The organism is Dyadobacter chenwenxiniae (assembly GCF_022869785.1).
In the GTDB taxonomy this organism is placed as follows: Bacteria; Bacteroidota; Bacteroidia; order Cytophagales; family Spirosomataceae; genus Dyadobacter; species Dyadobacter chenwenxiniae.
In genome coordinates this window covers 1,367,778-1,393,563 of record NZ_CP094997.1, presented here as the reverse complement: position 1 = coordinate 1,393,563, position 25,786 = coordinate 1,367,778, and the positions used below count along the sequence as shown (strand labels likewise).

Sequence of the window (25,786 nt, the reverse complement as noted above, 5' to 3'; positions counted from 1 at the left end):
AATATATGTTCTGGAAATTATTTACTGATGAAATAGCGGAGCTTCACGTAGAAGCCGCGACTTGGTTTCTGTAAGCTGAAATTATCGTAAAGCCTGGCGTCGAGCAGGTTTTTGCATTCGAGGGAAACATTGTATTTCCCGTTGGCCATGGCATATACAATGTTCACGTCATGGCTCAGCTGGCGCGGGATGTCCAATTTATCGCTGCCCAGACTCGGCCAGTAGAGATAGTAAGCATGCACATAAAGCAGGTTGTAGCCGAAGGTCAATGTGTTTCCTTTCGCACCAAAATCTTTAAGGAAAACAGAGGCGTCCGCATTGCCGAACAGGAACGGCATATTGGGGATGCGGTCGCGGTAAAGCGGGCTTTCAGTGGTGTAGCCGTCTTCGAAACGCGTGTTGTTGCGCAGGTCCTGATAAGTGAGGTTGACGCCGGCCATGAAAAGTTGTTTGAAAGAATAACGCACCTCTCCATCCACACCGAAATTGGTCACATCGGCCAGGTTATCCATCACCTGCTTGGTCTGATTGGCATTCAGTTTGGGCCGGATAAAGCCTTGCGCGTTCCTATACAGCACGTTCGCATCCACATTCACCCGGTGAATTTTGCTAAACTGCGTCTGGTAACTGAAACCGAGATTGTAGTTGTCGCTGCTTTCGGGATCAAGGTCAATGTTGCCTTCGAGGTTCAGCAAATCCCCGTAGAGTTCGTCGGTTTCGGGCAGACGATAACTTTTTTCATATGAACCCTTTAACTGGAAATTTTTGAATAAAAAGAATGTGGAAGCGACACCATAACCGAACTTATCAAAACGGTTTTTCTGAACCCTGTAAGCCACATCACCCAAATTGCCGGACGGATTATAAGTGACCGAATATTTGTTAAACTGTGAAAACTGTTTCAGGAAAACCGACGTGTTCCAGCGCTCACTATAATCAAATTTATAGCCCAAGCCGAGCACATTCTTGGTGTTATAGCGAGGCTGCTCATAGCGGTCCGCGTCGGGATAAAGTTCGTCGCGGCCTTTCCTGTTAAAAGTGTTATAAACGTTGTTGATCGTGATGGAATGCTTGTCATCGAGCTGGTAAGTGACATTGGCAGTTACCAGGCCATTGTTATTCCTGAATTTGTAAAGGGAGCGTTCCCGCTCGCTGCCTAAACCTTCATATTGTTTGAACTGCTGAAACCAGTTGTACCGACGGTAAACCGTGTCCACATTCTGTTCCTGCCCCAGGTTGTAGTTGGCCGAAAGGCTTACGTTCAAGCCTTTGACAAACAAATCCTTCTTTTGATATTTCAAACTCGGCATCACAATGTTGCCCTTCCGGTGCCATTGTCCGAACACGCTCACCATTCGCGCACCAGTCTGGATTTCTGCGCGGTTCTGTCCGAGTGTTATCCCAAAGAGGAGCTTATCTGCAAATTTTTTGCCTACCACGCCTACATTGGCTATCACGGTTTCATTGTGATAATTGTCATGAAAGCGGCGGAGGCGCTGGTCGCGGAAATATTCGCCCGTGTTTACGTCGGCCACGTCCACATTAATCCAGTAATTGTTATCCGAATAATTCTGGAAAGCATTCACCTGAAAAGTAAAGCCCGATTTCGCTGTAAAACCGGCATTAATCCCGGTGCGGTGCGTGTTGAACGAACCATAAGAATAGGAAGCATCGAGATAGCTGTTCCGCCGGGAGCCGGTGACAATGTTCACCGCGCCGCCGAGCGCATCCGAACCGAGCCAGATCGGCACCACGCCTTTGTAAACCTCCACCCGCTCGGCCAGATTAATCGGAATGTTGTTGAGCTGAAAAGACGAACCAAAATTGTCCATAGGAACGCCATCGAGAAAGAACTTTACCTGGCGACCCGTAAAACCGTTCAGTGAAAAGTTCATATTGGAGCCTACGCCGCCACTTTCCCTGACCCGCACGCCGGAAACCCTGTCCAGGGCATGCGATAGGTCCAGCGTAGAATTTTGCAGTTTTTTGGCATCAATGGCTGTCACGTTATATGCCTGCCGGTTCACTTCCTTCGCCTCCGAACGGCCTATCACAGACACCGATTCCAGTTCTTGTGAAATGGCTTTGAGACGAAAATTGGCCTGCGCATTTTCGCCTGCTTTTAATGTGATTTCTTTGGTTTCAGGCTCGAAACCCAGGAATGAAATGACGATTGTACACGGCCCGGCGGGCAGGTTTTCGAGCGCATAACGCGCTTTGGCATCAGAGAATGTTCCTTTGGTTACACCCGAAACGGTGATGGATGCGCCAGGCAGCAACGCTCCGTCATCCGACCGGACGGTTCCGCTGAGGCTGGCCGTTTGCGCAAAAGACGCGCAGGAACAGGCACATAATATGCCTGTAATCAAGATTTTTATAACTTGCATTACTTTTAATTTTTGACGACTTTAAAAGTGAACACGCCCTGCGTGTTTTGGCCGTACGGTTGGCGCCGTGCGGCCTTTTTTGTACTTACCCCAGCTTAGTTACTGTAAAAGAATGCCCATATCACTATTTAGACTAAATATAATTTATGGCGCAAAAGTAAACGTGAAATGGTTAAAAGCAATTATTAATGGAGTTTTTTCGGAAAATAAGTTTTTTCGAAGTTGAGCGGACAAGGGGATTTTCATACCAAAAGCCAAAAGGCAGAGCTGATAGTCTGTCTTTTGGCTTTTGGTGACTTGCCCGGTTGAGACCGAAGTAGAATCCGGTAAACCAATGCTGTTATTTAGTTCTTATTCAATTCAAGGGCCTCTTCTCTGTTGCCGCCGTCGGTATAAATCTGCTTTTTCTTCACCCTCAATTTCGACTTGTCCAGAGCTGCCGACACTTCGATCCTGCAATGCGCATGATAATTGTCTGACAGAAACCAGAAATCAAGCTTTTTACCATTGCTGATTCTGACATTTCTCGCAGTGTCTGAATGTACCATCGGCCCTCCCGGAAAGGGACGGAAAACATCTTTAAGAACGATGTTTACGGTGGCATTGGACGCCTTGGTGACCGTCCATTCATAGTTTTTTACCCAGCCATCATTAAGAACAGTATCCGTATAAACACCTACCCAATCACCCGTCAAATCGGGGCCCGGGTTCGATAATGCCGCCTTGTCCTTTGAACATGAGCAAATAAAAACCGACATAGCAAAAACCAAAACCGGCATGATATGCTCAACCTTTATTTCTTTTTTCCAAAAAATCGACCGTTTCATTTGCATACTTCAAAATGATATGAACAACACAAAAATCATTCGGACCAGACTGCCAGCTCATTATCGTCCGGATCGGTAAACTGGAAGCGCTTTCCGCCCGGAAACGTGAAAATATCGCGGGTCAGGACGCCGCCTGCTTTCAGCACTTTTTCCTTCGTTGATTCAATATCACGTGAATAAAGAATCACCAGAACGCTTCCCCGGACCGGTGTGCCGATGGTGAAGCCGCCATCCACATAATCTCCCGAGAAGGATGTGTATTCCGGGCCGTAGTCGGTAAATGTCCAGCCAAAACTTTCAGAATAGAATTGCTTGACCTTTTCCAGGTCCTTTGAAAGAAACTCAATGTACTGAATTTGTTCGTGCTTTTCACGGTTTTCCATAGCTCTATTTTTAGTTTTTAATGTGATTTTACTAACAAACATCAGAATTTCATGGCTTAATGCCTAGTGGTGCTGTGACTGATCTGAGTGGTTGAAGTGGTTGCTGTAAACAAAACATTCGATGCGAGCCGTCATTACTTATGGCCGATTCCGCAAAAAGAGCGAGATTTAAATCCATCACTAACCCAAAACCCTGGCTGGTAATATGCGTTTTAATAAAAGTTTAAAGTTTATTGTTTTGCCTGTGCTTGCATTAGGCGCTGCAGCATTCCTGGTTGCCATGGCTCCCAAACCGGCTGCCAAGACACCCAACATTGTTCTGTTTTTCATCGACGATCTGGGTTACGGCGATCTCACGGTAACGGGGGCATTGGGTTACAAAACGCCGCACATTGATAAGCTCGCCGCGGAAGGAACGCGCTTCACCAATTTTATGGCTGCGCAGGCCGTTTGCAGTGCTTCCCGGGCCGCTTTGCTGACGGGATGCTATCCGAATCGCGTCGGCGTCTACGGGGCTTTCGGCCCTAAGCAAGGTTTGGGACTGCATCCGCAGGAAGAAACGATTGCCGAACTACTGAAAGCGAATGGTTATGCAACCGGGATTTTCGGTAAATGGCATCTGGGCAGCGATTCGATTTTCTTGCCTAAGCAGCAGGGGTTTGACGAATATTATGGTGTCCCCTACTCCCACGATATGTGGCCGCTGCATCCCTGGCAACAGCAGGCGCAATATCCACCGTTGTTCTGGATTGAGGGCAATAAGCAAGTGAAGGAAATCAAAGACCTGAACGACGCGGGTGCCCTGACACCAACTATCACCGAAAAAGCAGTTTCCTTCATTAAGCGCAATAAAAAGAAGCCGTTTTTCCTTTACGTGCCGCACCCGATGCCGCATGTGCCGCTGGCTGCGAGTGCCAATTTTAAAGGAAAAAGCGAACGGGGCATTTTCGGCGACGTGCTGACGGAGCTGGACTGGTCGGTCGGACAAATCATGAAAGAGCTGAAAGACCAGGGTCTGGATGATAATACGATCGTGATTTTTACCAGCGACAATGGCCCCTGGCTTAATTACGGCAATCATGCAGGTTCCTCGGGCGGTTTCCGGGAAGGAAAAGGAACGTCCTATGAAGGCGGCCAGCGTGTGGCCGCCATGATCCGCTGGCCGGGCGTGGTGCCTGCCGGAAGGGTTTCAAATAGGTTGTTGTCCAACATTGATATCCTGCCCACATTGGTAAAACTAACCGGCGCCAAATTGCCGGAAAAAAAGATCGACGGCATCGAATTCGTTGATCTGCTGAAAGGGGATGATACTAAAAAGCCGCGTGAGAATTTCCTTTATTATTATCGGAAAAACAATCTGGAAGCAGTCCGGAAGGACAACTGGAAACTGGTTTTTGCGCATCCCGGACGCACTTATGAAGGATCGCTGCCCGGAAAAGACGGCCAGCCTGGACCTGCACCCGAAGACCACGCCATCCCGCTTGCACTTTATGATCTGACCCGCGATCCGGGCGAGCGATATGATGTTTATTCCCAAAATCCAGAGATCGTGGCAGAACTGGAAAAGATTGCAGAAGCCGCACGCGAAGATCTGGGGGATGATTTGCAGAAACGCCCGGGAAAGAATGGGAGGCCGTTGGGCAGAGTCGAAAAGTAAATGAGTTTAGAGTTTAGAGTTTACGGCTTATCGGTTTGTTTGCGTTTGTTGATTCAAATGTGAGCTGACTGATAAGCTTTTAAATTTTAGGAGATGCATTACCGGATTGTATTTTCCAAAACGATGACTGATGGTCCTTCCAAAACCCACTTCTTACCCAAACCTGTTTTGTCGCCCAGCGGAAGAAAATGTACGAATGAGCCTAAAACCAGGTCTGCATCGCCGTCTGCATCCATATCGCCCGCGTCCATGACGATCCACCTTCCTTTAGGCGATTCGGGGAACGAGTAATCCTCAAATTTCAGGCTCCCTTTGTTTTTTAAATAAATAAAACTCTCCTCCGGATAACGGGCATAGTCCGGGAAAAATGAGATCGCAGCAATGTCCGGGTCGCCATCCAGATCATAATCCCGCACCATTGCCTTATAAGCGCCATTCATCTGGTAGAAATAGGATTGCTTAAAACCGGACTTTCCGTCATTCAGGAAAATGTAAATACCGTGATAATTCTTTAAAATGGGCGTTTTATCTGCATTATCGCCGCATACATACACAATGTCATCAAAACCATCTTTATTGAAATCCGCCAGTTCCATATGCTGCGAACCATTCAGCGGCATGAATGATAACAATCGCTTTTCCTCAAATTTTCCAGCTCCCTGATTCATATACAGGAAAATGCCCTCGTCCGCCTGCGCCATGAGCACGTAAATGTCCATTAACCCATCCTTATTGGCATCCTTGATGATGGCCGTGATCGCGCCGGGTTTCTCACGGAGGATGCGTTTGTCATAACCTCCTCTCCCGTTGTTTTCAAACCACGCCAGTTGCCCGGTTTCATTCCCGAATTCGCACGCAACCACATCTTCAAATCCATCCTTATTCAAATCCCCATAAGCCATCGAAACCGGCCGCTGCAAATTGGAGATGGCAATGTTCCCGGATTTGAATCCTTTTTCCGACCCATTTTTGACGAGCCTTTGCAGCGCTCCATCGCGCGCATCGGTGGGGAAAATGCCATTGCCGATCATGGTCAGGTATAACGCTTCCCCTTTTTCAAAGAAATCTATGGGTGTGGATTCCAGGCGCATGCTGTAATTTTCGCTGAGGTCGGGTTTCAGGAACGTAAGCACATTGCTTTTACCTTTCGCATCACTATATACGATGCCGCGGTTATCGGGCAGGATTTTCACCATGGAGGTCATGGCGGGACGGTGTGAGAACGACGTTTCCCTGTATTTGAAATGTTTCAGCCCCATCCGAATTTTACTTGTACGGATCGGAGGAGCAATAGAATCCGGCGCATTAGTCAGGAAATATTGCTCAATTTTCTGCCAGTCGGCTTTCGCCAGGATCGGCCCCATCCGCTCGTGCATATCCGGAAGCACCTTTTTCCAGTTTGATTTTCCCAATAATGCCGGCGGGATAAAAGCATGACAGCGGCTGCAATGCGTCGCTGCCAATTCCCTGCCGGATTGTGTGGAAACGGGCGGTTCTTTCAATTCAGCGGTTTCATTCTGCTTTTTTACATTGCATGAGATCAGGAAAAACAGCGAAATACAAAGCGGCAAAAGTTGTCTCATCAGGATCAGTCGCAAGGTCAGGTTTCGGGATTGTAAACCTAACAAACATTGCCCGAAAAGTCGTTACGCGGATCTTCAAAGTGGATATTAGAAAACCATTAGAGTTTGCCCGAACCGGCCTTTCGAATTGATTTTCCGGCCGGTAAGTTGTTATTTTAGATTGATCTAAATTTTTTTTGCATGGAGTTATACTATTCGTTTTCTGCCTTAATCGTCCTTTCGGCTATATTTTCGTATTTGAATTCACGCTTTCTAAAATTACCGTCCTCCATTGGTGTAATGGTCATTGCCCTGCTCGTTTCGCTGGGTCTGATCGCAACGGACACGATTTTTCCAAGGACATTTCTGCGTATTACAACGCTCATCGGCAGTGTGGATCTCACCGAAATCCTGATGGGAGCCATGCTGAATTTCCTGCTTTTCGCCGGTGCCATCCACATTCACCTGGAAGACTTGCGCGAACAGCGGCTTCCTATCATCGTCTTCTCAACGGTGAGCGTGCTGATGTCGACATTTATCATTGGCTTTTTGGTTTACTATCTGCTGCCTTTCACCGGCATTCAGATTCCGCTGGTCCAATGTCTGGTTTTTGGCGCGTTGATCTCCCCTACCGATCCTATTGCCGTTCTGGGGATTTTGAAACAGGCCGGAGTACCCAAATCCATTGAAACCAAGATTGCGGGCGAATCGCTTTTCAATGACGGGATGGCGGTGGTTATTTTTATCCTGATGCTCGCGCTCGCGCGGGGCGAAGAAGTGAACACCACATTCGGTGGCATCACGATGCTTTTCGTGAAGGAAGCGCTGGGCGGGATTACGCTGGGGCTGGCGCTGGGGTTTGTGGGCTCCAAAATGATTTACAAAGTGGATGGATACAATGTGCATGTGCTCATTACACTCGCTATTGTGATGGGCGGACATTTGGCTGCGCAGGCGCTGCATATGTCGGGCCCGCTTGCAATGGTTGCAGCCGGACTGGTTGTTGGAAATTATGGTAAAAATCCGGGTGCGGTTTCAGACATGGAGCGTGATTACATTGATAAATTCTGGGAGCTGATCGATGAGATCCTGAATGCCATCCTGTTCCTGATCATCGGCTTCGAACTGCTGCTGATCCCCGATCTGAAACAATATGTTTGGGCTGGAATGATTGCGATTGTTGTGGTGCTCCTTGCACGTTTTATCTCCATTTATCTTCCCGTGAAATTGATTCCTTTCAGAAATAAATTTGGTAAAAAATCGATTGCGATCCTGGTGTGGGGTGGTTTGCGCGGTGGCGTGTCCATTGCACTGGCGCTCTCTATTGATAAAGGCCTGAATAAGGATATCTTTCTGGCGATCACCTACTTCGTTGTGCTCTTCTCCATTATCGTTCAGGGACTTACCGTGGGGAAACTTACCAAGCGCTTCCCCGAAGAGGAGATCGGCTGATAAGGATTTCTGTGCGTTGTTTGTTAAATGTTATGTAAATATTAGGGTAAACCCCTGGTTAAGTGTCTAGTTTCAAAAGCCATGTCATATTTAAAAATTGCCGATATGAATTCATTTATTGACCCGTCTATTGAACACCGGAACCGTTTTGAAGATGTATTTATTGCCGAAGAAGATTTAGATCATCGCGTCTGGATCAATTGTGAATTTGTGCGCTGTGATTTTCGGGGCAGCGATCTGAATGGGAACAACTTTATCGAATGCCAATTTGCTGATTGTGATTTTTCCGAAACCAGGATCACTGATGCTGGTTTCCGTGACGCCGTTTTTTCAAATTGTAAAATGAATGATGTCGACTTTTCAGTTTGTAATCCTTTTATCTTTTCTTTTTCTTTCAATGAATGTGTGTTGGATCATGCTAATTTTTTCAACAGCAATTTAACAAAAACGACTTTTAAGAATTGCTCATTACTTCACACTAATTTTGAAGAAGCGGACTTAACGGAAGCCATTTTTGATCATTGCGATCTCGACGGAGCGAGATTCGTCGATTCGATCCTGGAAAAAACAGATTTCAGAACCGCGCATAATTTTAACATCGACCCTACATTAAACCGATTAAAGCGATCCAAATTTTCAGGAACGAATTTGACCGGCTTACTCCGCAGATATAAGCTCGATATTGAATCGAATTAGTAATGCCTCCTAATACTCAAAATTCAGCCATCTCCATGCAATTGGGATGGCATTTTTTTGATACAAAACTATTACTACGTTTACCCAGGTAACATTTTACATTTAATTTATTTGAAAAAATAATTAATTATTGCCCGAATTTTTCACCTTACCGTTTACTTCATTGCGTCGACCGGATACTCATTCTTTATTTAAAGCAACATTAATCGTCATAGTATTACAGCAGTAAAATATTCAAAAACACTTATTGCTATGAAAAGATTATTCAAAAAGATTGTATTATTATCCGGCCTGGCATGCGGATTATTTCTGGTTTCTTGCCAGGATGAAAGCCGGGTAGCAACCGTTCAACCAGCCGCCGGCGAACAAGTAATTAGCCAGGCTCCACCGTTAATGACCCCAAGTTTCAGGCTGACCAAGGCCGGTGATGAAACATTGACCTATAATGCCGATGGCCGTATAAAACAGGTGAACCGCCCGGCCGCCCCCAACTCAGGATACAGCGCTTACCGGACCGATTACGAATACAGCAATAACGCTATTGTAGTCACCCATTATCTGGACAATGTGAAGGAAAAGAAAATGGAATGGCAGCTGGAAAATGGACACGCATCAAAATTGAAAGTTACGGAATATAAGGCCGGAGGTGTGAATGTGTTATCGACAATGCATGCTGCTTATCAATATAATGGACAGGGTCAGCTTGTTAAGGTGATTTTGATGGATAAGGTGCTTAAGACCGTGACAGTTTCATATGATAACCTGGGAAATGCGGTCAAGTTTGCATTGGTAAACAACACCGAAAATGGCGACGAGTTTGTCAATATGATGAGATATGAATATACAGAGTATGTGGGTGGCCCACTTGAACTTGACAAGGGCGAAACGCTTCCTATGCATGTATTCGGCCAGGAAACAATTGGCTGGATAGGCGACCCGTACTTGCCTATTTTTGGAAAGTTTGGTAAAAATCGTTTGAAGAAATCCATTCGCACACACTATCCTGCCACTTATAAATACACATATAATCTGGATGCTAACGGCTATGTTAAGGAGCAAACCAAGTGGACAAAAAAAGGAGAGTTTGTTGAAAGTAAACAATTAACATATGCTATTCCAACTAAAAACCGCTTTTAAAATAAGATTCAATATCGCTTCTAAATATAACAGTATTTAGCTGGACATATAGATTTTCTAATGAGCGGTTTTTCAGCAGTGTGGGGATGAAGATTTAAATTCTTCATCCCCATTCTTTTTATTTAAACCCGAATATTAACGGAAAAATGAAGGCCACAATAATAGTCCAGATGAAATAAACGGGCAAATAAGAGCCAATCGTTTTCCCTACTTCCATGACATCTTTTTTCCCGGTAATTACTTTGTAAATCTGGATCGCAACCAGCAGCAAGTTAATTAAAATCAACACATTGCCCCCCAGCACCGCTGCCCTGTTTGGCGTAATTCCCCATTCTGAGATCCTGAACAAAATGGCCGACAGCGCAATGCCATTCACCACAATTGTTACGACCGACAGCAGGAATATGACCCACACTTCCGCACGGCTTTTATGCGAACCCGAAGTCTCTGCGACTGAAAAGAAAATAATCGCCATCACCCCAACCAGCAATGCATTGAATATCAGCAGAAATTCACGATCGTTATAAGGATCTTTTCCTGAATAAACCATCGCGACCAGGTAAACAAGCAGCATGACCAGCACCAGCGGACTGAATATTCTGGCAATGACCGGGGAGACTTTGCCAACCAACTGTGGATTGGTTTGAGTAAGATATGTGCCAACAATGGGTGCTGCGGCGAGGCCGAAAACACCGATATTCTGGAAATAAAACTCGTCAATTTTAATGCCGATCAACAGGAAAAGGTTAATCGTAATGGCTGTCAGAATGCCTCCAGCAATCAGGATAAGGCCCGTCATGACAACCAAATCACCATTATATTTCAAAAATCCAAGCCGTTTTTCACTCACATTGCTCCGGTCACCAACAAACGCAAAGCCTAATAACGACCAGAGAAACAGAGCCAGGTGAATGCACGCTAAGACCAAAGTGTCACTCGTATTCACATCAGGCAGGAGGTTAATGTAAACCAGCCCCGCCAATGTTGCTCCCGCCAAAACAATGACATTGCCCTTGTGCATGTTGTTTTTCCAAACGAAAAAGGCCATTAGGGCAGGGAAAACTATAAAACCAATGTTCCGAGAATAAAAAAATTCTTCATTAATCCCGAACATGGCCGGGATTTTCGCGATGAGCCCCGCGATCAGCGAAGCAATGATAACAAAGGTCAGTTCTTTGCTGCCGCCCCAGCTAATTTCTTCACTCGAGAAATTGAGCCGCGCATTCCAGAAGCTGGCCACCATGTTGTCCTGCAACTCAGGATACAAGGTTTGAAACGCGCGCTTGAAGCTCGGCTTATCCGTCCGATACAATTTTTCAAGCTGACCTGGGTTGTCGAGATTTAACAGGATTTGATCTTTCATAAAACAATGTCATGGTTAAGCTGTTATTTAAAAGTACTTTGCATTACAAAGTAAATCATTAAAAAAGACATTATCCAAACCAATCAGGTTTTTTTTTATCTGCTGGAATTGAGTGCCTTTTTTTATTTAAATGTTGGCACAATGTTTTTGTGCCGCCTTTGTAACTCGTTCAACTAAATCGGACAATCCGGATAAGGGCGATTTACAACTTTGCTTCATAAAACCCCAATTCATGGCAAGCCAGGCTAACTCATTTGATACTGACGACACCTTAGAGATAAAACGTCTTGATCTTGCCCTGGAATCCGCGGGAATCGGGACCTGGGAATTGGATTTTCAGACCCGGCAAATTCGTGTGTGCCGGCGGACCAGAAGCCTGTTTAAGCTGAATGAAAGTGATATCATCGACCTGCAAACGCTTATAGATCAGATAGATCCCGAAGATGGGCGCACTCTAAACAATGAAATCTTGAATGCTTTGAACCAGGGGGCTCCCTGGTCTTTTTCTTTAAAACTCCGCACCCTCGGCGATGCGGAGACAATCAGTCGCTATGTGCTTTGCAAAGGCCAGTCGCATATGTCCTCCGCGAACATGAAGCGGCTGCTCGGCAGTTTTATTGATATTTCGAATGAAGAAGACAATGTGACTGCGCAGCGGCTGGCAAAAAAAGCGCTGGAAGAAAGTGAGGCTAAATTGAAGACTGTTATAGAGTCTGCGCCAGCAGCAATCGGGCTTTTTGTAGGACGGGACCTGGTGGTGGAAATGCCTAATCAGGCTTTCATCGATATTGTAGGCAAGGGTCCGAACATCGTAGGCATGCCACTTCGCGAGGTTATGCCGGAATTGGAAAATCAGGCATTTCTAAAAATACTGGATGACGTTTATACGTCCGGGGTTACCTTCCAGAGCTATGGGACCCAGGTCAATATTATGCAGCAGGGCGTAATGACCCACAATAAATATGATATCACCTATTCCCCTGTTTACGACAGCGAGGGAAATGTGTACGCGATACTGGATATTGCTATTGAAGTTACTGACCGCGTGAACATTGAGCAGCAAATCAAGCAAAGCCAGATGCAGTTGCTGGAACTGTTTGAGCAGTCGCCCGTCGGCATCGCCACCATTCATAAGGATAATCTGACATTCACAATGGCGAATCCTTTCTATGGTCGCCTGATAGGAAGAAAACCAGAAATGATCGTCGGGAAACCGCTTTTGGAAGTGCTACCTGAGATCAGTGAGCAGGGTTTTGTCGAACTTTTGCAGGAAGTGATTGATACGGGCGTCCCGTACGTTTCCAAAGAGCAGCCGGTGGACATTGCTTTCGATGGGGTGCTTGAAACCATTTATGTGGACATGGCTTACCAACCTCAGCGAGATCGGGAAGGCAACATTATCGGTGTGTTCGTTGTAGCAACGGACCTGACCGAGCAGGTACTGAGCCGCAAGAAGATAGAGGAGACGGAAACATTTTTCAGGGGGGCCATAGAGCTGGCAGAGCTGGGCACTTATTCCATTGATATCAACACCGGCATTGTGGATTGTTCCCACCGGTTCAAACAATGGTTTGGTCTTCAGAGTGAAGAGAAAACCACATACGAAATGTTTCTTGCAGCCATATCCGAAGCGGACCGTGCAGAAGTGATAGCCGCAGGGGAACGTGCTGTTGGTCCTGATTCTGACGGACTGCTGAATCTTGAATATACATTAGATGCAGAAAAAACCGGCATAGCGAGAATTTTGCATGCTCAGGGAAAAGTGCTTTATGACAAAAACAACAAACCGGCAACCATTATCGGCACCACGCAGGATGTCACTATCCAGAGGCGGATACAGCTTGCACTAGAATCGCAGGTGCAGCAGCGGACGGAGCAGCTGGAAGCAATGAATGAGGAGCTGGCAGCGCTGAATGAGCAATACGTAGCCACTAACGAGGAGCTTTCCGATTCTAACAATATGCTGCAACAGTCTAATGTTAACCTCCAGCAATTTGCCTACGTCGCGTCGCATGACCTGCAAGAGCCGCTGAGGAAAATCCAGTCCTTTTCCGACTTGCTGGCTAAACGCTATTCCACCCACCTGGGCGACGGCATTAATTACCTGCAACGCATGCAGAGTTCTGCCAGGCGCATGTCTGATTTGATTGAAGATCTGCTTGCGTTTTCAAGGATAACAGAACACAAAGACGTCGTTGAGGCAGTATCGCTCAGCACGGTTGTTAGTGAGGTTTTAAATGATCTTGAATTGCTGATCATGGAAACATCGGCAGTGATCACAGCGAAGCAGCTTCCGGAAATTCAAGGTGACAAGATGCAGTTAAGCCAGCTTTTCCTGAACCTGATCAGTAACGCGCTCAAATTCAGGAAGCCGGATCTGACCCCGGTGATCAATGTTACCGGCAAGATCATTCCGATATCGGAGCTCCCCTCGTCGGCGAACGTAACCCGCAGCGCATATACATACCACCAGATCGATGTTTCAGACAATGGCATCGGTTTTGACCAGCAGTATGCAGACAGGATCTTTCAGCTGTTTCAACGGCTTCACGGCAGAAGTCAATATTCCGGCACAGGCATTGGTCTGGCCATTTGTGAACGTGTTGCGGCAAACCACGGCGGCGCCATTACAGTTACCAGCACCCCCGGAGAAGGCGCTACATTCAGCATTTTCCTTCCGGCGCAATAAACGCGGGGCACAGTTATTATAAGCAAGGACTGCTTGCCGACGCATGCAGGAAACAACAAACTAAAAATTGAAAGACTATGGATACGGAGCAAAAGGCAAATATTATTGAAATCGAACGGAAGTTTGACGTGACCGTGGACACGCTTTTTAAGGCCTGGACTGAGGCCGAACATTTAAAACAATGGTGGCACCCTATGGGCGACCCGCTCACTGATGTAAAAATGAACTGAAAGAAGGCGGCACTGTGGAATACCACGTAGGTGGAACAGGATTACAGATCACCGGCACTTACAGCGAAGTGGTCCCTAATGAGAAGCTGGCTTATTCGTGGGTTTGGAATATGAGCGATGAAGGTTCGGAAAGTGGCTACACATTAGACATTACATTTTCCCCGGATGGCGAAGGAAGCAGACTGCGGGTTATACAGGAAGGATTTTCGGGGCCTGAATTTTTGAAGCCGCATGAAGACGGCTGGGAAAAAGGACTCAACAACCTGAGCGCATACTTAACTTCCCGTTCTCAAAATACAGAGACAACAGGGAATGGGCAAACAGTCGGCGTGGAAAATCAGGAAACGGAAAGTGCGGAAACAAGCTCATCAGATCAGGACGCCACGCATAAGGATAGCCTGAAAAGTGCAGAAAATATGACTGATCACTCTGGTGGTTATAATGAAGATCCCGAGCAGGTAAAAGTTGGCGGAGGCTGATCAGACAACTTTCGGTACCATTTATCTGTTGTCTATTGAAATGTCAGTTTTTGCTGACCCTTTCTGTTCTGAAACGGGCGGCACAGGGTTTTTGCAAGCTATGTTATACATTAAAAACAGATTATATGAGTACTGAAAAAGCCATTTTGGCAGGCGGTTGCTTTTGGGGCGTTGAAGAACTTTTCAGACATCAGCCTGGCGTCATTTCCACGGTGGTGGGTTATACGGGTGGCGATGTTCCCAATGCGACATACCGAAATCATGGAACACATGCCGAAGGAATTGAAATCGTTTTTGATCCGTCACAATTGACTTATCGCGGTTTGCTTGAGTATTTTTTCCAGATCCACGATCCGACAACGCGCAACCGGCAGGGAAATGACATCGGGACTTCCTATCGTTCCGCCATTTTTTATCTCGACGAAACGCAGCGTGAAGTGGCTGAAACGCTGGTTTCAGAAATGGAGGCCTCAGGCGTTTGGCCAGGTAAGATAGTGACGGAGATTGTTCCGGCTGGCGACTTTTGGAATGCGGAAGTGGAGCATCAGGATTATTTACAAAAGAACCCCGGCGGATACACTTGCCATTTCGAAAGACCAAACTGGAAACTGGCTTAGCTATAAGCTATTTCAAAACAAAAAGGAACACGACGGTTGACTCGTTGTGTTCCTTTTTTAATGTGTCAAACAGTAGGGTAAACCTTAAAAAGACAGGACCTTACCCGTAGACTCTTCATACTCTCCCACTTTTTGCATTACAAATGCAGCGGCAAGTCCGCCCAGTAAATACCAGGCAACGGTCATGACTTTGGTTTCTGTTGTTTTAGTAACTGGCTTATCGCTTAGCCCGAGTTTCTGGGTAAGTCCTATTGCGCCCAAACCTGCAAAAAGGCCATAACCAGCGCCACGCAACATTAATGTCTCCTTGGAACCTTTTCCTATCATGGCATAATACATGGCATTACTCGCCAGATCAGCTGCTAATGTTGTACCGAAAAGGGCATTACCTGTTGGTGCCGACGCACCTACCGCATGCAAGGATTTGGTTAATGCTTCCTCCCCGACTTTATCTATGCGGGGTGCTTTATCCGAAAATCGCTTGGCTGCTTCGTGAATGATATTGAGGACAATGGCGCCGGCCAATCCGCCCGCCAGGCTTCTGATTTCTGGTTTCATATTTTTAATGTAGTTGTTTACTCAATATTCATTAAAAATTGTTCCAAAGCTCCTGCTATCCGCAATGTTCATCACTATTACCGCGTAATCAACACTTTTTTCAATGTGGTCTTGTCGCCATTCCTGATCTTCATGAAATAAATCCCCGCAGGCGCGTTTTTCATTCTCACTTTTTCGTCATGTGCCCCTTTGCCCTTTACTTTAACATCATACCAAATATTACCGCGCACGTCCGTAACAGTGATTTTACCTTCGTCATCCGTCAGATTGAATTTCGCGTTGAATTCTCCGGGAGCGGGGTTAGGGAACACATTGGGCGTATCTTTTATCCCGCTGGGCATATAGCCAGTTTCCGGAGCGCCCATTCTCGCAGTGTTTGTGTTGACGTTTGATATACAAACCTTGTCCTGTCTGATACTTGCGCCGGGTTCTCCCTGTATCCGCACCACGTTGCTGCCCGCTTTCAATGTGAGCATTAGAATTTCCTCACGGAACACGATGTTCCAGCTGTGGGTGGCAGGAAGGCTTTTAGAAAATATCACATAAGTATCGTTCACACGCACTGAAATGCTCGGGCCCGAACTAGCAGCATAGCGTAATTTGAATTCGTATAAGCCGTCGACGGGAACGCCCTCAACTGCATAATCCACATAGTTGTTATAATTGTCTTTGTCACCTCTTGCCTGACTGCCGGAAGCGTTAGGGTCATAGCTCACAGGAGCTGATCCGTTCTGGTTTTCCGATTCCAGGCAGGCATCAAAGTCTTCGTTCGCCGGTGGGGTGCAGTTTCTTATATTGAGTGTGTAGTTTACCGTCCGGGTTTCACAGCCCGGTTTGGACGCAGTAACGACGTAATTGTAAGACCCAATGGCATCCGGTGTGATCAAATTAATGGCTTGCCCCACCTGGTTGTTAGCACCGGGCCCGTTCCATGTATAAGTTACATTGTCACAGTCATACTCCGGGCAATGCGCATAAATGAGTATGGAAGAGTTACAGGTGGGATTATTATCCTGCAGCGAAGGATAAAAGTAGTAGCGGCATGGTGCAAGCGCCCAATCCACATTCACTGCCACAGTGCTCACTTGATCGGGGCAGCCCGGTTTGGAGGCCGTTAGCGTATAAGCATAGTTACCGACAACGGATGGAGATGTCAGGTTAACCGTCTCCCCAGAGGCCGTAATGCCATTTCCTGTCCAGGTGTACGTTACGGTTGCGCAATCTCCGCCTGTACAATTGGCGCTCAGCGTCATGGGTTTTTCCCGCTCATAAATCGGCTGGTTTGTGGTTGGTGCGATGTTAAAATCACAAACCGGCCCCTGGCCTCCCCCGCCTGTTACGCAGATCTGGTCCTGACGAATGCTCCTGCCAGGCAAACCCTGAATCCTGAGCACGTTATTACCTTGGTTCAGCATTACATTAAATGTTTCCTCACGCCAAACAATGTTCCAGGAATGAGTAGCAGGGAAGTTAGCAGAAGGAATCGCCACATTTCCATTCACAGCAATAGCTGCCTGCGCTGCACCGCTGGCATAATAACGAACTTTTACCTGATGCGTTCCGGTGGCCTTAACACCATTTACTGCATAGTCCACGTAATGGTCGTAATTATCCTTACTCCCTCTCGTTTGTCCATTAGAAGCATTGGGATCGCTGGTGATAGGCCCATTTCCGGGCTGGCTTTCTGCCTCAATGCATTGCTGGAATAATTCCTGGCGAGCGGTTACAGTGGTAAGGGTCGGATTTACACGGTCTTCTGCATACCCGTTTAGGGAGATTAAAAATAAAAAAGTAAGGTAAAAAAAGTGTTTCATGGTCATCAGGTTTAAACAGTGAATGTGTTGGATACAGCTGGAATAATGCAGTTAAAACTTGCTATATTCCAGTCACATTACAGACACTTTCCGGATGACGCAGTGTTGCATTTCACAGTGCGAAAGCTTCAATAAAAATTCTGCAGTATTACGGCCTGCTGCGGGTTCATTCGTTCATCCGGGACGCCGTTGTGTTCCTGATAAAAATCATTGCGTCGAAATCCAGGCCCGGAATGATGGGCAGCGGTTTTGGTTCCTGCCAATTGGAAAGCAGGTTTGTGATGGTGTTCGCTGTGTTAATCATCGGTTTAGGGACTTCCCGGAAGTCGATGAAGAATGCGGGAAATTTCACTTTGCTGAATGTGGCCGAAAGCGTATTTTCCTTGCCCTGGAAATCGTGGCTTTCGAATTGGCCATTGTTGAGAACGCTTACGCTGCCGCTATATGTGTCGAATCCCACTGCGTAGTAATCCGCACCATAATGTTTCTTGAGGTGACAGCCCATTGCTTTGTATTGTGCCATGGTTGTATCTTTTGCCAGATGCAGATTATGCGACCAAAGAATGCTTTTTTGCTTCGTGCCATCCTGCGCTTTTATAAAATCCCCGGCCATAAATTCGTCCCTGGTGAACGGGTCGCTCCAATATCCTTCGTCATCAAATCCGACCACCTTAACCTTGTCATTTCCGGATTGGGTTTCATTGTACATTTTCAACCATTCAAAGAGCTTAAAAATCTCGCTCGTATTGTATAATGCCATGGTTCCCAGGATATCTTTCAGATTCCCTTGCCCGGTCTGAACGTATCGGTTGACGGGTTCGATGTAATTAACCGGCGACTCAAATGCGATGATCCTGAAATTTTCCCGGCTGACCAGATATTTTATTATTCTTCGTTTTTGAAAATAAAATTCCTGGGTTCCGTGCGAAGCTTCTCCCAGTCCGACGATCGTTTTGTTCTTGATCTCTTCCGACAAAAAGGAAAGCTCATGATCAGCTGATAATGAGTCCGTAGTCAGTTCCCGTGCATTTTTGTTCAGCCAATCAACGGCGTTATCCTGCGCAAATGTCAGGAAAGGCATAGCCTGAAAAAAGGAAAGAACAATAATTTGGAGAATCGCCCTGAATGTACTTGCAGCGAAAAATTGATTCATAAATGTCTCTTTTTTAACTATATATAAAATTAATTTACATATAAAGAAAAAAAGCTTATAAATATACTGAATGTCCAGAAAAAAAGCTTGGCCGAACAAATGTTCGGCCAAGCCAATGGGTCATTTGTAATTAAAAAAAGTGATCTAAAAATTGTACGTAATGTTGGCAAGCAAAGCGCGCGGCGTTTGCGGAGCGATGGTAGACCAGCCTTTGTAGTATTCTTTGTTGAATGCATTATTCAGCTTAACCGCGATGCGATAGTTTTCGCCCTGATAGGATAGCGATGCATTGGCTACCGTATAAGCCGGAAGCAAGAAATTTCCAGTCGAAGCGTAGTTGATCGCAAATCTTTCACTCGCGCCGTTCACCCCTGCCCCTATGCCGAAGCCTTTCAATTTTCCGCCGGGCACCTCATAGTTTGCCCAGGCATTATACAGGTGCTTTGAGCCCGCGTCGAGAGGTCGCCTGTCAAGAATTTCGGTGTTATCGGATTTCGTTGTTTTGCTGTCGTTATTACTGTAACCGGCCCTTACATTCAGGCCATTGACCGGATTTGCATTTAATTCTATTTCAAAACCTTTACTGTAAATTTCGCCGCCCTGGATCTTGTTGAAAGGTGAAGCCGGATCGGTGATCACCTGGTCCTTTACCTGGATATCGTAGTAACTGATCGTCGCATTCAGCTTGTTTTTGATGATGTTCGTTTTGATGCCAAATTCTAACTGATTCGCCTGCTCAGGTCTGAACGTCTTGATGGTTTGCGGGCCATCTTCCGGATTTCCAACCAGCGACGGCGCTACATTGGTGAAACCATTCTGGTAATTGGCAAAAACAGAAACTTTGTCCGCAACGGGCTGATAAAGAATCCCGAATTTGGGCGACAATGTGGTTTGGTTGTAGTCATCCTCCGAAGTAACGACACTGCCTACATTATCAAAATGATCCAGGCGTAGGCCAACCATCACGGATAAGCTCTTGGTAAGATTCAAAACATCTGATGCATAAGCGCTGTAAATGTTGTATTTCGACTTCGTATTGGAAACCGGTTGCAATGCCAAAACAGCGTCCACAGCTGCTGTGGAAAGCGGATATTCCCTGGTTTCCACTTTGGGAGTAAACGGATCGTCCCCGTTCGCGCCACCTTCCGGCGTGACATTGCCATAAAAGGCATAACCCGTTCCGTTACTGGTAGCAATGGCAGAAAAATAATCCAGACCAATCACAACCCGGTTTCTCATAGCACCCAGGTTGAAATCGCCAATAAAGTTCTGCTGGATATCGGACGTTCCGGTGTATTCATTTTGTTTGTTCAAAAACCGTGAATATGTATCATTTCCCAGAACTCCGAAGTCAAACAAATACGAATAATAGCCCTTTGTCGATGTAGCGCTTTTTGAAATCAGCGTTTGGGACTGCCATTCGTCGGATAACTTGTAATCCATTTCCACACGGTAGTTCTGTGTCGGGTTTTGTAATGTTAAATCATTGCTGGTGAATGAAAGCTTGTTGTTATATCCCAGTTCTTTCAGGTTTTTTGATTGCGTAGGAGCGCTTCTGTTCAGGAAAAGGAACATGGGGTTGGTCTGTTCGGCCTGTGTGATCTCTCCGTAAAAAGAAAACGACAGGTTATTGTTCACTTTATAAGAAAGCGAAGGCGCTACAAAGAATGACTTTCTGAAACCAGCATCCTGGAAGCTCCGTTCCGTTGCATAGGAAGTATTAAGCCTGAAATACAGGTTTTTTTCTTTGCTCAAAGCTGTGTTGAAGTCACCTGTGATCTGGTTCAGTCCGTAAGAGCCGGTTGTAAATGAAAGCTCGCCACCGGTTCCCACGTAGGGTTTTTTGGTTACTACATTAATAAGCCCACCATAGGAGCTGACCGCGTTTCCGAACAATGTTGCCGAAGGCCCTTTCAAAACTTCAATGCGCTCGATATTTGCCGGGTTGATCGTTCCGTTCGTCAGCCCCGGCAGTCCATTCACCAGTTTGGGCTGGACCGAAAAGCCGCGAAGCGAAAAGTAACCTGCTCCGTCTCCCCCGCGGCCGGTGGATGTCCATAAGTTTTCGACACCTGTTGCATTTTTCAGGGCATCGTCAAAGTTGGTAACAATCTGGGATTTGAGTAAATAATTGGTGATGGTGCTGTAAACCTGTGTATTCTCAAAATCCCTGAGCGGCAATTTGGAAACATAAGCCGTCTTACTTCTCGAAAATTTGTTCTCCCGCTCCCCTTCAACCACCACTTCCCGTAATATTTCATCACCGGCGTAGAGTATGACATTTTTCAAATCAACCTCATTTTGAGTGATCGTAAAAGGCAATTCTTTGGTTTTGAAACCCACAGAAGAAATCGACAGCACATAATTGCCATCATTCAGATTAGGTATTTCGAAGAAGCCGTTCTCGTTAGTCTGCGTGCCGATGCTGGTGTTCACAATAAGAATATTGACGCCGGGCAAACCATTTTTGGTGTTATCCAGGACCGTGCCGCTCAGTTTGCCCGCCTGTGCGAGGCATTGGGCCGATGCAAATAATGATATTACAATTGATAGAAGAAGTTTCATTAAACTTATTTAGACAAATTACAAATAGATAGACGTGCAAATGTATTTTGCTGACTGAACACTTCCAAACGATTCAAAAAATATAATAAAACAAAAAAACCCATTGCATGCACAAGTCCAGTGGCATACAATGGGCTTACAGGCCGGCAAGAAACAACCTGGTACGACTAACCAAGATTTAGCCGTTGGTCCTCCACGTAACCTTTCCATGCAGGAGCGCAGGAGTCATAACATTCAAATTCGGGAACCAAGCCGATATGGGTAAACACGACTTTTGTTTTTTCTCCTTCCGGATAAAGTTCAAAACTGATCCTGGTCCCTTGCCATTCATTGGCGTTTTCCAGGAACGTGAGATTGCTTTCAATGACAAGCCAGACCACTTTTTTGTCCTGTTCCAGCTCCACTAATTTCTGTTTGCTGTAATGCAAACCGCCGCCTGCAAGAAAGCTAAACTCGTCACTGATCTTTTCCGAGCTTCCCTCGAATGATTCTCCGTATAACCCGGACCACCAACCGCGAACGTTCAGAATGGCATTATAAACGTCGGACGGTTTTTGATCTACAATAATACTTGTTGTGAAATCCTGATTTTTCATGGCTGTTTTTTTACTGGTTTGATTCCGTTCCGATTTGTTCGTGGCTTGTTATCTCTTGTCCCCTGTTCGGCATGCCGGTGCCTGTTTCAATGAGCTGACGCAGGCTGTTGTTCACATAGCCACTCCATGCATTACTACAAATTTCGTAGCATTCGTATTTCGGGATCAGTCCTTCATGGGTGAAACGTACACGGGTTTGATCTCCTTCTTCTGAAATGTCTAGAATAACCCTCGTTCCGATCCATTCGTTCTGGTCCTGGACGAAATTAAAATAATTTTCAGTAACGAGCCAGGCAACCCTTTTGTCCGGAATAAGCTCAACAACCTTCATTTTACACCGATGGAGATCCTTGTAATGATAGCTCCATTCCGCATTGATCTCGTCTGTGGTGCCCTCGATTTCCTCAGACCACCACGCACGGGGATCAACAATCGCCTTGTAAGCTTCGCCTGCTGATTTGGCCACCAGAAAACTGGTGCTAAAATCTTGATTTTCCATTCTGCTTTAAGTTAGATGGTTAATAGTTTTACAACAATGTTCCTTAGTATTTATGCAAATGTATTGTCGCAAAAGGACTTTATCAGAGGGGGATAAAGACATTATGGCGGGTTGTTTAGGACAATTTGATTGCCTAACATTGTATAAAAAATCATATGAAGCACATTGCCATTATCGCACCGGACGGCCAGAGCAATTTATCCAGCGTTGCGTGCATTGTAGGCTCCTACGAGATATTCTCGGAAGCCAACGCTTACTGGGTAAAGAACGGCCACAAACCTTTATACGAGATTCAGATTGTCGGGGTTTCTGATCACGCCGACTTTAACAAAGGAATGGTGAGCATCCGGCCGCATACACACATTAACAGTCTGGAAAAAACAGACCTCATTATTGTCCCTTCCCTGGCCAGGGATTTTGAGACGGCGCTATCGGGTAACATTGCCATGGTAGACTGGATGCAGCAGCAATACAAAAATGGGGCGGAGCTCGCTTCAATGTGTACCGGGGCATTTATGCTTGCCTCGGCCGGATTGCTCAACGGCAAAACGTGCTCAACACACTGGTCTGCCGTGAATACATTCAGTGTCTTGTTTCCGCATGTAAAGTTACAGTCGCATCGCACGATAACGGATGAAGCAGGGATTTATACCAATGGAGGCGCTTACTCCTTTCTGAACCTGCTCATTCACCTTATCGAGAAGTTTTACGACAGGCCCACCGCCATTTATTGCTCAAAACTGTTTCAGATAGAGATCGACAGGGAGTTTCAATCGATTTTCACGATTTTCAGCGGCCAGAAACAGCACGACGATCAGGAAATAAAGCAAGCCCAGCAGTACATTGAAAGCAAGATTGATGAAAAGATATCGGTGGAAGAACTTTCGTCGAAATTCTCTATCGGCCGACGCAATTTCGACCGCAGATTTCTGAAAGCAACCGGTAACACCCCGCTCGAATATGCCCAGAGGGTAAAAATTGAAGTCGCCAAACGTTCTTTCGAAAATTCGCGGAAAACCATCAACGAAGTCATGTACGAGATAGGCTACTCCGATCTGAAAGCGTTCAGGGAAGTTTTCAGAAAAATTACGGGCATGTCGCCACTGGAATACCGGGAGCGATACAATAAGCGTTTGGCGTAGCATTGAATGTGGAGGGTGGAGCTGCCCCCACCCTCTGAAATACAGGCTTATTCCTCCTCATTCGGAATTACATCCGCGTGGGATTCGGCGTCGTAACTATCGGCATACTTAATTTCATCCAGCCAGTAAGCGGAACTGACGATTTCGTAGGTTACCGAGTTTTCGCCACCAGAAACTTTTTTTAACTGCCAAAGAATATCCCTGGCCTCTGCAAAAAGATCCCCTGCTAGCTGATCGGAAAACAGGCGGTGGATCAGGCTTCGGTCCGACATTCCGGCAGCGAGCAATCGTACGATGGGCGCTTCCGGGTTTTCTTCAAAAATGGTGACATCGCCATTGATCTCAATGGTGAACTGAACCGCTTCGGCCCGTGGAAATTTGCCATTGAAGGCATCATATAACAATTGCGTCGATCGATAGAGATCCGGATGCAAAGGCAGTTCCGGGTATTCCTCCCAAAGCTTTTCGGTCAGTATTTCATGTGATAGATTTTCGATCTGCCCTTCCGTCAGACGGCCGGCAATTGTATAATCCAAAACGATTTTAGCCGCTTCTTCGGGCTCATAGTCTGTCAAAGACATCATACACATTTCCTTCAACTCGGAATCCTTGATTTCCGTGGGATTGTCATAGTCCATGGCATTCAACAAATTCACAAGATCATTCTTTTCCCAGGATCCCGGCAACTCCTTAATTTGCTCGAAAGACAAAATATTTATTTTGAACTGACTCATTTAGCGCTATTTATATTTGAAAAAAAACTATTTAATTCGGTATTCAACTCTATTTCTTACCCATATTCTGCTCGTCTTCTGCAATCTCCTCAATGGCAGGTTTTGTAGCGGGGTGACTATCATCCTCTCCCAGCAAAATCCCCCAGGGGTTAAGGCCCTCTACCCGATCGAAAATTACTTTGAAGATGGCTATCACCGGAATGGACAGGAACATACCCGTGATTCCCCAGATCATTTCGCCGAGAACCAATCCGATCAGGGCAATGAATGTGTTAATTTTCACTTTTGAACCTACAATTTTGGGCATAATGTAGTTGCTATCGATCAAGTGGATCACCACAATAGAAACCAGGACAAAAACAACCTGACTGGTGCCGGCGGTCGCAAAAGTTACCAGACTTGCCAATGATAATGCAGTGAATATACCCAGATAAGGGATCACATTCAGTATCCCGGAAATCAGCCCCAATAGCAAACCGTATTTTACACCAATGGCCCAAAAGGCTGCGCATGACAGTCCGGTTACCAGTAAAAGCTGCAAAAACAGCCCGACAATGTATTTTTTAACAATGTATTGCACCTGGCTAATGATATCATATACGATCATGCTATGCTGCTGATCAAATAGGGAAACCGTGAACCGCAGCAGTAACCTCCTGTGCATCAGCATGAAAAAAGTGTATAAAAATATAAACAACAGCGAAAGTAAAATCGATGAAACCGAAAGCAATGTGTGCCCTAGAATAGAAGTTCCGGTATCCACAGCTTTGGTAGCCGACTCATTGATATAGCTCATCTGCTCTTCATTATCGACATGAAAAGTAAGCTCTATCCACCGCTGTAAGCTTGTTGTGGTGGCCAGTAGTTGTTGTTTAAAAGCCGGCCAGTCCTTCGCCAGCGCGGTTAACTGCGACCCTAGAATGGTAAAAATGGCTGCAATTGCGGCGGTCAGGCTGAGCACCGCCACCATGGATGACAATGCTCTTGGAAATTTCAGTCGATATTCAAGAAACCCTGCAAAGGGAAGCAGTAAAAGTGCAAACAGGAACGCAAAAATAAGCGGTGCCAGCAAGGTTTGCCCAATGATGGCAATGTACACAAGTGAAATAATGCTTACCAAAACATAAGCGAGGCGTGCATAGAAAGGTAAAGAACGGATCATAGTAATGAATAGAGATATGTGAATCATAACATAATCATGCCTGACAAAATGGCCCGGGCTATATCTCCTGTCCGGTCTGCCAGA

At 46.0% G+C, this 25,786-nt stretch carries 23 protein-coding genes; 10 read left to right on the top strand and 13 right to left on the bottom strand.

Features of this window, described 5'->3' with window-relative positions:
- Positions 1 to 17 precede the first annotated feature (17 nt).
- The 3 genes from MUK70_RS05665 to MUK70_RS05655 form a co-directional block, all read right to left on the bottom strand.
- On the bottom strand, positions 18 to 2,387 hold the full coding sequence (locus MUK70_RS05665; RefSeq protein WP_234658244.1) for a TonB-dependent receptor: 2,370 nt from the start codon (positions 2,385 to 2,387) through the stop codon (positions 18 to 20).
- A 344-nt stretch (positions 2,388 to 2,731) separates the two neighbouring features.
- A complete protein-coding gene (locus tag MUK70_RS05660) occupies positions 2,732 to 3,214 on the bottom strand; it encodes a hypothetical protein (RefSeq protein WP_234658245.1) in 483 nt (160 codons plus the stop codon).
- Between the two features lie 35 nt (positions 3,215 to 3,249).
- Positions 3,250 to 3,597 carry a VOC family protein gene (locus MUK70_RS05655; RefSeq protein ID WP_234604443.1) on the bottom strand — a complete coding sequence of 116 codons (348 nt, stop codon included), beginning with the start codon at positions 3,595 to 3,597 and terminating at the stop codon, positions 3,250 to 3,252.
- An 87-nt stretch (positions 3,598 to 3,684) separates the two neighbouring features.
- Here MUK70_RS05655 and MUK70_RS05650 point away from each other — a divergent pair, with 87 nt between their 5' ends.
- Together MUK70_RS05650 and MUK70_RS05645 are read left to right on the top strand one after the other, a co-directional pair.
- Positions 3,685 to 3,801, top strand: a complete 117-nt coding sequence (locus MUK70_RS05650) for a RagB/SusD family nutrient uptake outer membrane protein (protein WP_310590035.1) — start codon at positions 3,685 to 3,687, stop codon at positions 3,799 to 3,801.
- Positions 3,802 to 3,877: 76 nt separating this feature from the next.
- Complete coding sequence (locus MUK70_RS05645; RefSeq protein WP_234658322.1) at positions 3,878 to 5,254, top strand: sulfatase family protein; 1,377 nt, start codon at positions 3,878 to 3,880, stop codon at positions 5,252 to 5,254.
- A 98-nt stretch (positions 5,255 to 5,352) separates the two neighbouring features.
- Here MUK70_RS05645 and MUK70_RS05640 read toward each other — a convergent pair whose 3' ends face one another.
- On the bottom strand, positions 5,353 to 6,837 hold the full coding sequence (locus MUK70_RS05640; RefSeq protein ID WP_234658246.1) for an FG-GAP-like repeat-containing protein: 1,485 nt from the start codon (positions 6,835 to 6,837) through the stop codon (positions 5,353 to 5,355).
- A 180-nt stretch (positions 6,838 to 7,017) separates the two neighbouring features.
- Between MUK70_RS05640 and MUK70_RS05635 the strand changes: the two genes are divergently transcribed.
- The 3 genes from MUK70_RS05635 (at position 7,018) to MUK70_RS05625 (ending at position 10,101) form a co-directional block, all read left to right on the top strand.
- Positions 7,018 to 8,268 (top strand): cation:proton antiporter, encoded by a 1,251-nt coding sequence (locus MUK70_RS05635; protein ID WP_234658247.1) that lies wholly within the window; start codon positions 7,018 to 7,020, stop codon positions 8,266 to 8,268.
- A 105-nt stretch (positions 8,269 to 8,373) separates the two neighbouring features.
- A complete protein-coding gene (locus MUK70_RS05630) occupies positions 8,374 to 8,964 on the top strand; it encodes a pentapeptide repeat-containing protein (protein WP_234658248.1) in 591 nt (196 codons plus the stop codon).
- 252 nt (positions 8,965 to 9,216) lie between these two features.
- On the top strand, positions 9,217 to 10,101 hold the full coding sequence (locus MUK70_RS05625) for a DUF4595 domain-containing protein (protein WP_234658250.1): 885 nt from the start codon (positions 9,217 to 9,219) through the stop codon (positions 10,099 to 10,101).
- Positions 10,102 to 10,219: 118 nt separating this feature from the next.
- On the opposite strand, the gene MUK70_RS05620 is transcribed toward MUK70_RS05625, so the two are convergent.
- Complete coding sequence (locus MUK70_RS05620; RefSeq protein ID WP_234658252.1) at positions 10,220 to 11,464, bottom strand: hypothetical protein; 1,245 nt, start codon at positions 11,462 to 11,464, stop codon at positions 10,220 to 10,222.
- Positions 11,465 to 11,696: 232 nt separating this feature from the next.
- On the opposite strand from MUK70_RS05620, the gene MUK70_RS05615 reads away from it, so the two are divergent.
- From MUK70_RS05615 to msrA, 4 genes are all read left to right on the top strand, one after another.
- Complete coding sequence (locus MUK70_RS05615; protein ID WP_234658253.1) at positions 11,697 to 14,153, top strand: PAS domain-containing sensor histidine kinase; 2,457 nt, start codon at positions 11,697 to 11,699, stop codon at positions 14,151 to 14,153.
- Between the two features lie 77 nt (positions 14,154 to 14,230).
- Entirely contained in the window at positions 14,231 to 14,383 is a 153-nt protein-coding gene (locus MUK70_RS30795; protein WP_255716769.1) for an SRPBCC domain-containing protein, read from the top strand.
- Between the two features lie 14 nt (positions 14,384 to 14,397).
- Positions 14,398 to 14,862 carry an SRPBCC family protein gene (locus MUK70_RS05610; RefSeq protein ID WP_256464067.1) on the top strand — a complete coding sequence of 155 codons (465 nt, stop codon included), beginning with the start codon at positions 14,398 to 14,400 and terminating at the stop codon, positions 14,860 to 14,862.
- 125 nt (positions 14,863 to 14,987) lie between these two features.
- Positions 14,988 to 15,479 (top strand): peptide-methionine (S)-S-oxide reductase MsrA, encoded by a 492-nt coding sequence (gene msrA, locus MUK70_RS05605; RefSeq protein WP_234658254.1) that lies wholly within the window; start codon positions 14,988 to 14,990, stop codon positions 15,477 to 15,479.
- Between the two features lie 84 nt (positions 15,480 to 15,563).
- Here msrA and MUK70_RS05600 read toward each other — a convergent pair whose 3' ends face one another.
- The 6 genes from MUK70_RS05600 to MUK70_RS05575 all read right to left on the bottom strand — a co-directional run bounded on the left by MUK70_RS05600 (position 15,564) and on the right by MUK70_RS05575 (position 22,664).
- Entirely contained in the window at positions 15,564 to 16,037 is a 474-nt protein-coding gene (locus MUK70_RS05600) for a hypothetical protein (protein ID WP_234604428.1), read from the bottom strand.
- 77 nt (positions 16,038 to 16,114) lie between these two features.
- On the bottom strand, positions 16,115 to 17,851 hold the full coding sequence (locus tag MUK70_RS05595; RefSeq protein ID WP_234658255.1) for a T9SS type A sorting domain-containing protein: 1,737 nt from the start codon (positions 17,849 to 17,851) through the stop codon (positions 16,115 to 16,117).
- 166 nt (positions 17,852 to 18,017) lie between these two features.
- A complete protein-coding gene (locus tag MUK70_RS05590; RefSeq protein WP_234658256.1) occupies positions 18,018 to 19,004 on the bottom strand; it encodes an erythromycin esterase family protein in 987 nt (328 codons plus the stop codon).
- Positions 19,005 to 19,148: 144 nt separating this feature from the next.
- Entirely contained in the window at positions 19,149 to 21,569 is a 2,421-nt protein-coding gene (locus MUK70_RS05585) for a TonB-dependent receptor (RefSeq protein ID WP_234658257.1), read from the bottom strand.
- A gap of 167 nt (positions 21,570 to 21,736) precedes the next feature.
- Positions 21,737 to 22,165, bottom strand: a complete 429-nt coding sequence (locus MUK70_RS05580; protein ID WP_234658258.1) for an SRPBCC family protein — start codon at positions 22,163 to 22,165, stop codon at positions 21,737 to 21,739.
- Between the two features lie 10 nt (positions 22,166 to 22,175).
- Positions 22,176 to 22,664, bottom strand: coding sequence for an SRPBCC family protein (locus MUK70_RS05575; RefSeq protein WP_234658259.1), 489 nt, complete (start codon positions 22,662 to 22,664; stop codon positions 22,176 to 22,178).
- 155 nt (positions 22,665 to 22,819) lie between these two features.
- Here MUK70_RS05575 and MUK70_RS05570 point away from each other — a divergent pair, with 155 nt between their 5' ends.
- Positions 22,820 to 23,806, top strand: a complete 987-nt coding sequence (locus MUK70_RS05570) for a GlxA family transcriptional regulator (protein WP_234658260.1) — start codon at positions 22,820 to 22,822, stop codon at positions 23,804 to 23,806.
- Positions 23,807 to 23,853: 47 nt separating this feature from the next.
- On the opposite strand, the gene MUK70_RS05565 is transcribed toward MUK70_RS05570, so the two are convergent.
- Complete coding sequence (locus MUK70_RS05565) at positions 23,854 to 24,540, bottom strand: hypothetical protein (RefSeq protein ID WP_234658261.1); 687 nt, start codon at positions 24,538 to 24,540, stop codon at positions 23,854 to 23,856.
- A gap of 49 nt (positions 24,541 to 24,589) precedes the next feature.
- Entirely contained in the window at positions 24,590 to 25,702 is a 1,113-nt protein-coding gene (locus tag MUK70_RS05560) for an AI-2E family transporter (protein WP_234658262.1), read from the bottom strand.
- Positions 25,703 to 25,786 lie beyond the last annotated feature (84 nt).

Bases quoted from the DNA above. Each gene is read 5' to 3' on its own strand.
- MUK70_RS05575 (WP_234658259.1), bottom strand. From the start codon at position 22,664: ATGGAAAATCAAGATTTTAGCACCAGTTTTCTGGTGGCCAAATCAGCA.
- MUK70_RS30795 (WP_255716769.1), top strand. From the start codon at position 14,231: ATGGATACGGAGCAAAAGGCAAATATTATTGAAATCGAACGGAAGTTT.
- msrA (WP_234658254.1), top strand. From the start codon at position 14,988: ATGAGTACTGAAAAAGCCATTTTGGCAGGCGGTTGCTTTTGGGGCGTT.
- MUK70_RS05560 (WP_234658262.1), bottom strand. From the start codon at position 25,702: ATGATCCGTTCTTTACCTTTCTATGCACGCCTCGCTTATGTTTTGGTA.
- MUK70_RS05655 (WP_234604443.1), bottom strand. From the start codon at position 3,597: ATGGAAAACCGTGAAAAGCACGAACAAATTCAGTACATTGAGTTTCTT.
- MUK70_RS05620 (WP_234658252.1), bottom strand. From the start codon at position 11,464: ATGAAAGATCAAATCCTGTTAAATCTCGACAACCCAGGTCAGCTTGAA.
- MUK70_RS05565 (WP_234658261.1), bottom strand. From the start codon at position 24,540: ATGAGTCAGTTCAAAATAAATATTTTGTCTTTCGAGCAAATTAAGGAG.
- MUK70_RS05585 (WP_234658257.1), bottom strand. From the start codon at position 21,569: ATGAAACTTCTTCTATCAATTGTAATATCATTATTTGCATCGGCCCAA.
- MUK70_RS05570 (WP_234658260.1), top strand. From the start codon at position 22,820: ATGAAGCACATTGCCATTATCGCACCGGACGGCCAGAGCAATTTATCC.
- MUK70_RS05635 (WP_234658247.1), top strand. From the start codon at position 7,018: ATGGAGTTATACTATTCGTTTTCTGCCTTAATCGTCCTTTCGGCTATA.
- MUK70_RS05625 (WP_234658250.1), top strand. From the start codon at position 9,217: ATGAAAAGATTATTCAAAAAGATTGTATTATTATCCGGCCTGGCATGC.
- MUK70_RS05580 (WP_234658258.1), bottom strand. From the start codon at position 22,165: ATGAAAAATCAGGATTTCACAACAAGTATTATTGTAGATCAAAAACCG.
- MUK70_RS05600 (WP_234604428.1), bottom strand. From the start codon at position 16,037: ATGAAACCAGAAATCAGAAGCCTGGCGGGCGGATTGGCCGGCGCCATT.
- MUK70_RS05660 (WP_234658245.1), bottom strand. From the start codon at position 3,214: ATGAAACGGTCGATTTTTTGGAAAAAAGAAATAAAGGTTGAGCATATC.
- MUK70_RS05590 (WP_234658256.1), bottom strand. From the start codon at position 19,004: ATGAATCAATTTTTCGCTGCAAGTACATTCAGGGCGATTCTCCAAATT.
- MUK70_RS05630 (WP_234658248.1), top strand. From the start codon at position 8,374: ATGAATTCATTTATTGACCCGTCTATTGAACACCGGAACCGTTTTGAA.
- MUK70_RS05645 (WP_234658322.1), top strand. From the start codon at position 3,878: ATGGCTCCCAAACCGGCTGCCAAGACACCCAACATTGTTCTGTTTTTC.
- MUK70_RS05595 (WP_234658255.1), bottom strand. From the start codon at position 17,851: ATGAAACACTTTTTTTACCTTACTTTTTTATTTTTAATCTCCCTAAAC.
- MUK70_RS05640 (WP_234658246.1), bottom strand. From the start codon at position 6,837: ATGAGACAACTTTTGCCGCTTTGTATTTCGCTGTTTTTCCTGATCTCA.
- MUK70_RS05665 (WP_234658244.1), bottom strand. From the start codon at position 2,387: ATGCAAGTTATAAAAATCTTGATTACAGGCATATTATGTGCCTGTTCC.
- MUK70_RS05615 (WP_234658253.1), top strand. From the start codon at position 11,697: ATGGCAAGCCAGGCTAACTCATTTGATACTGACGACACCTTAGAGATA.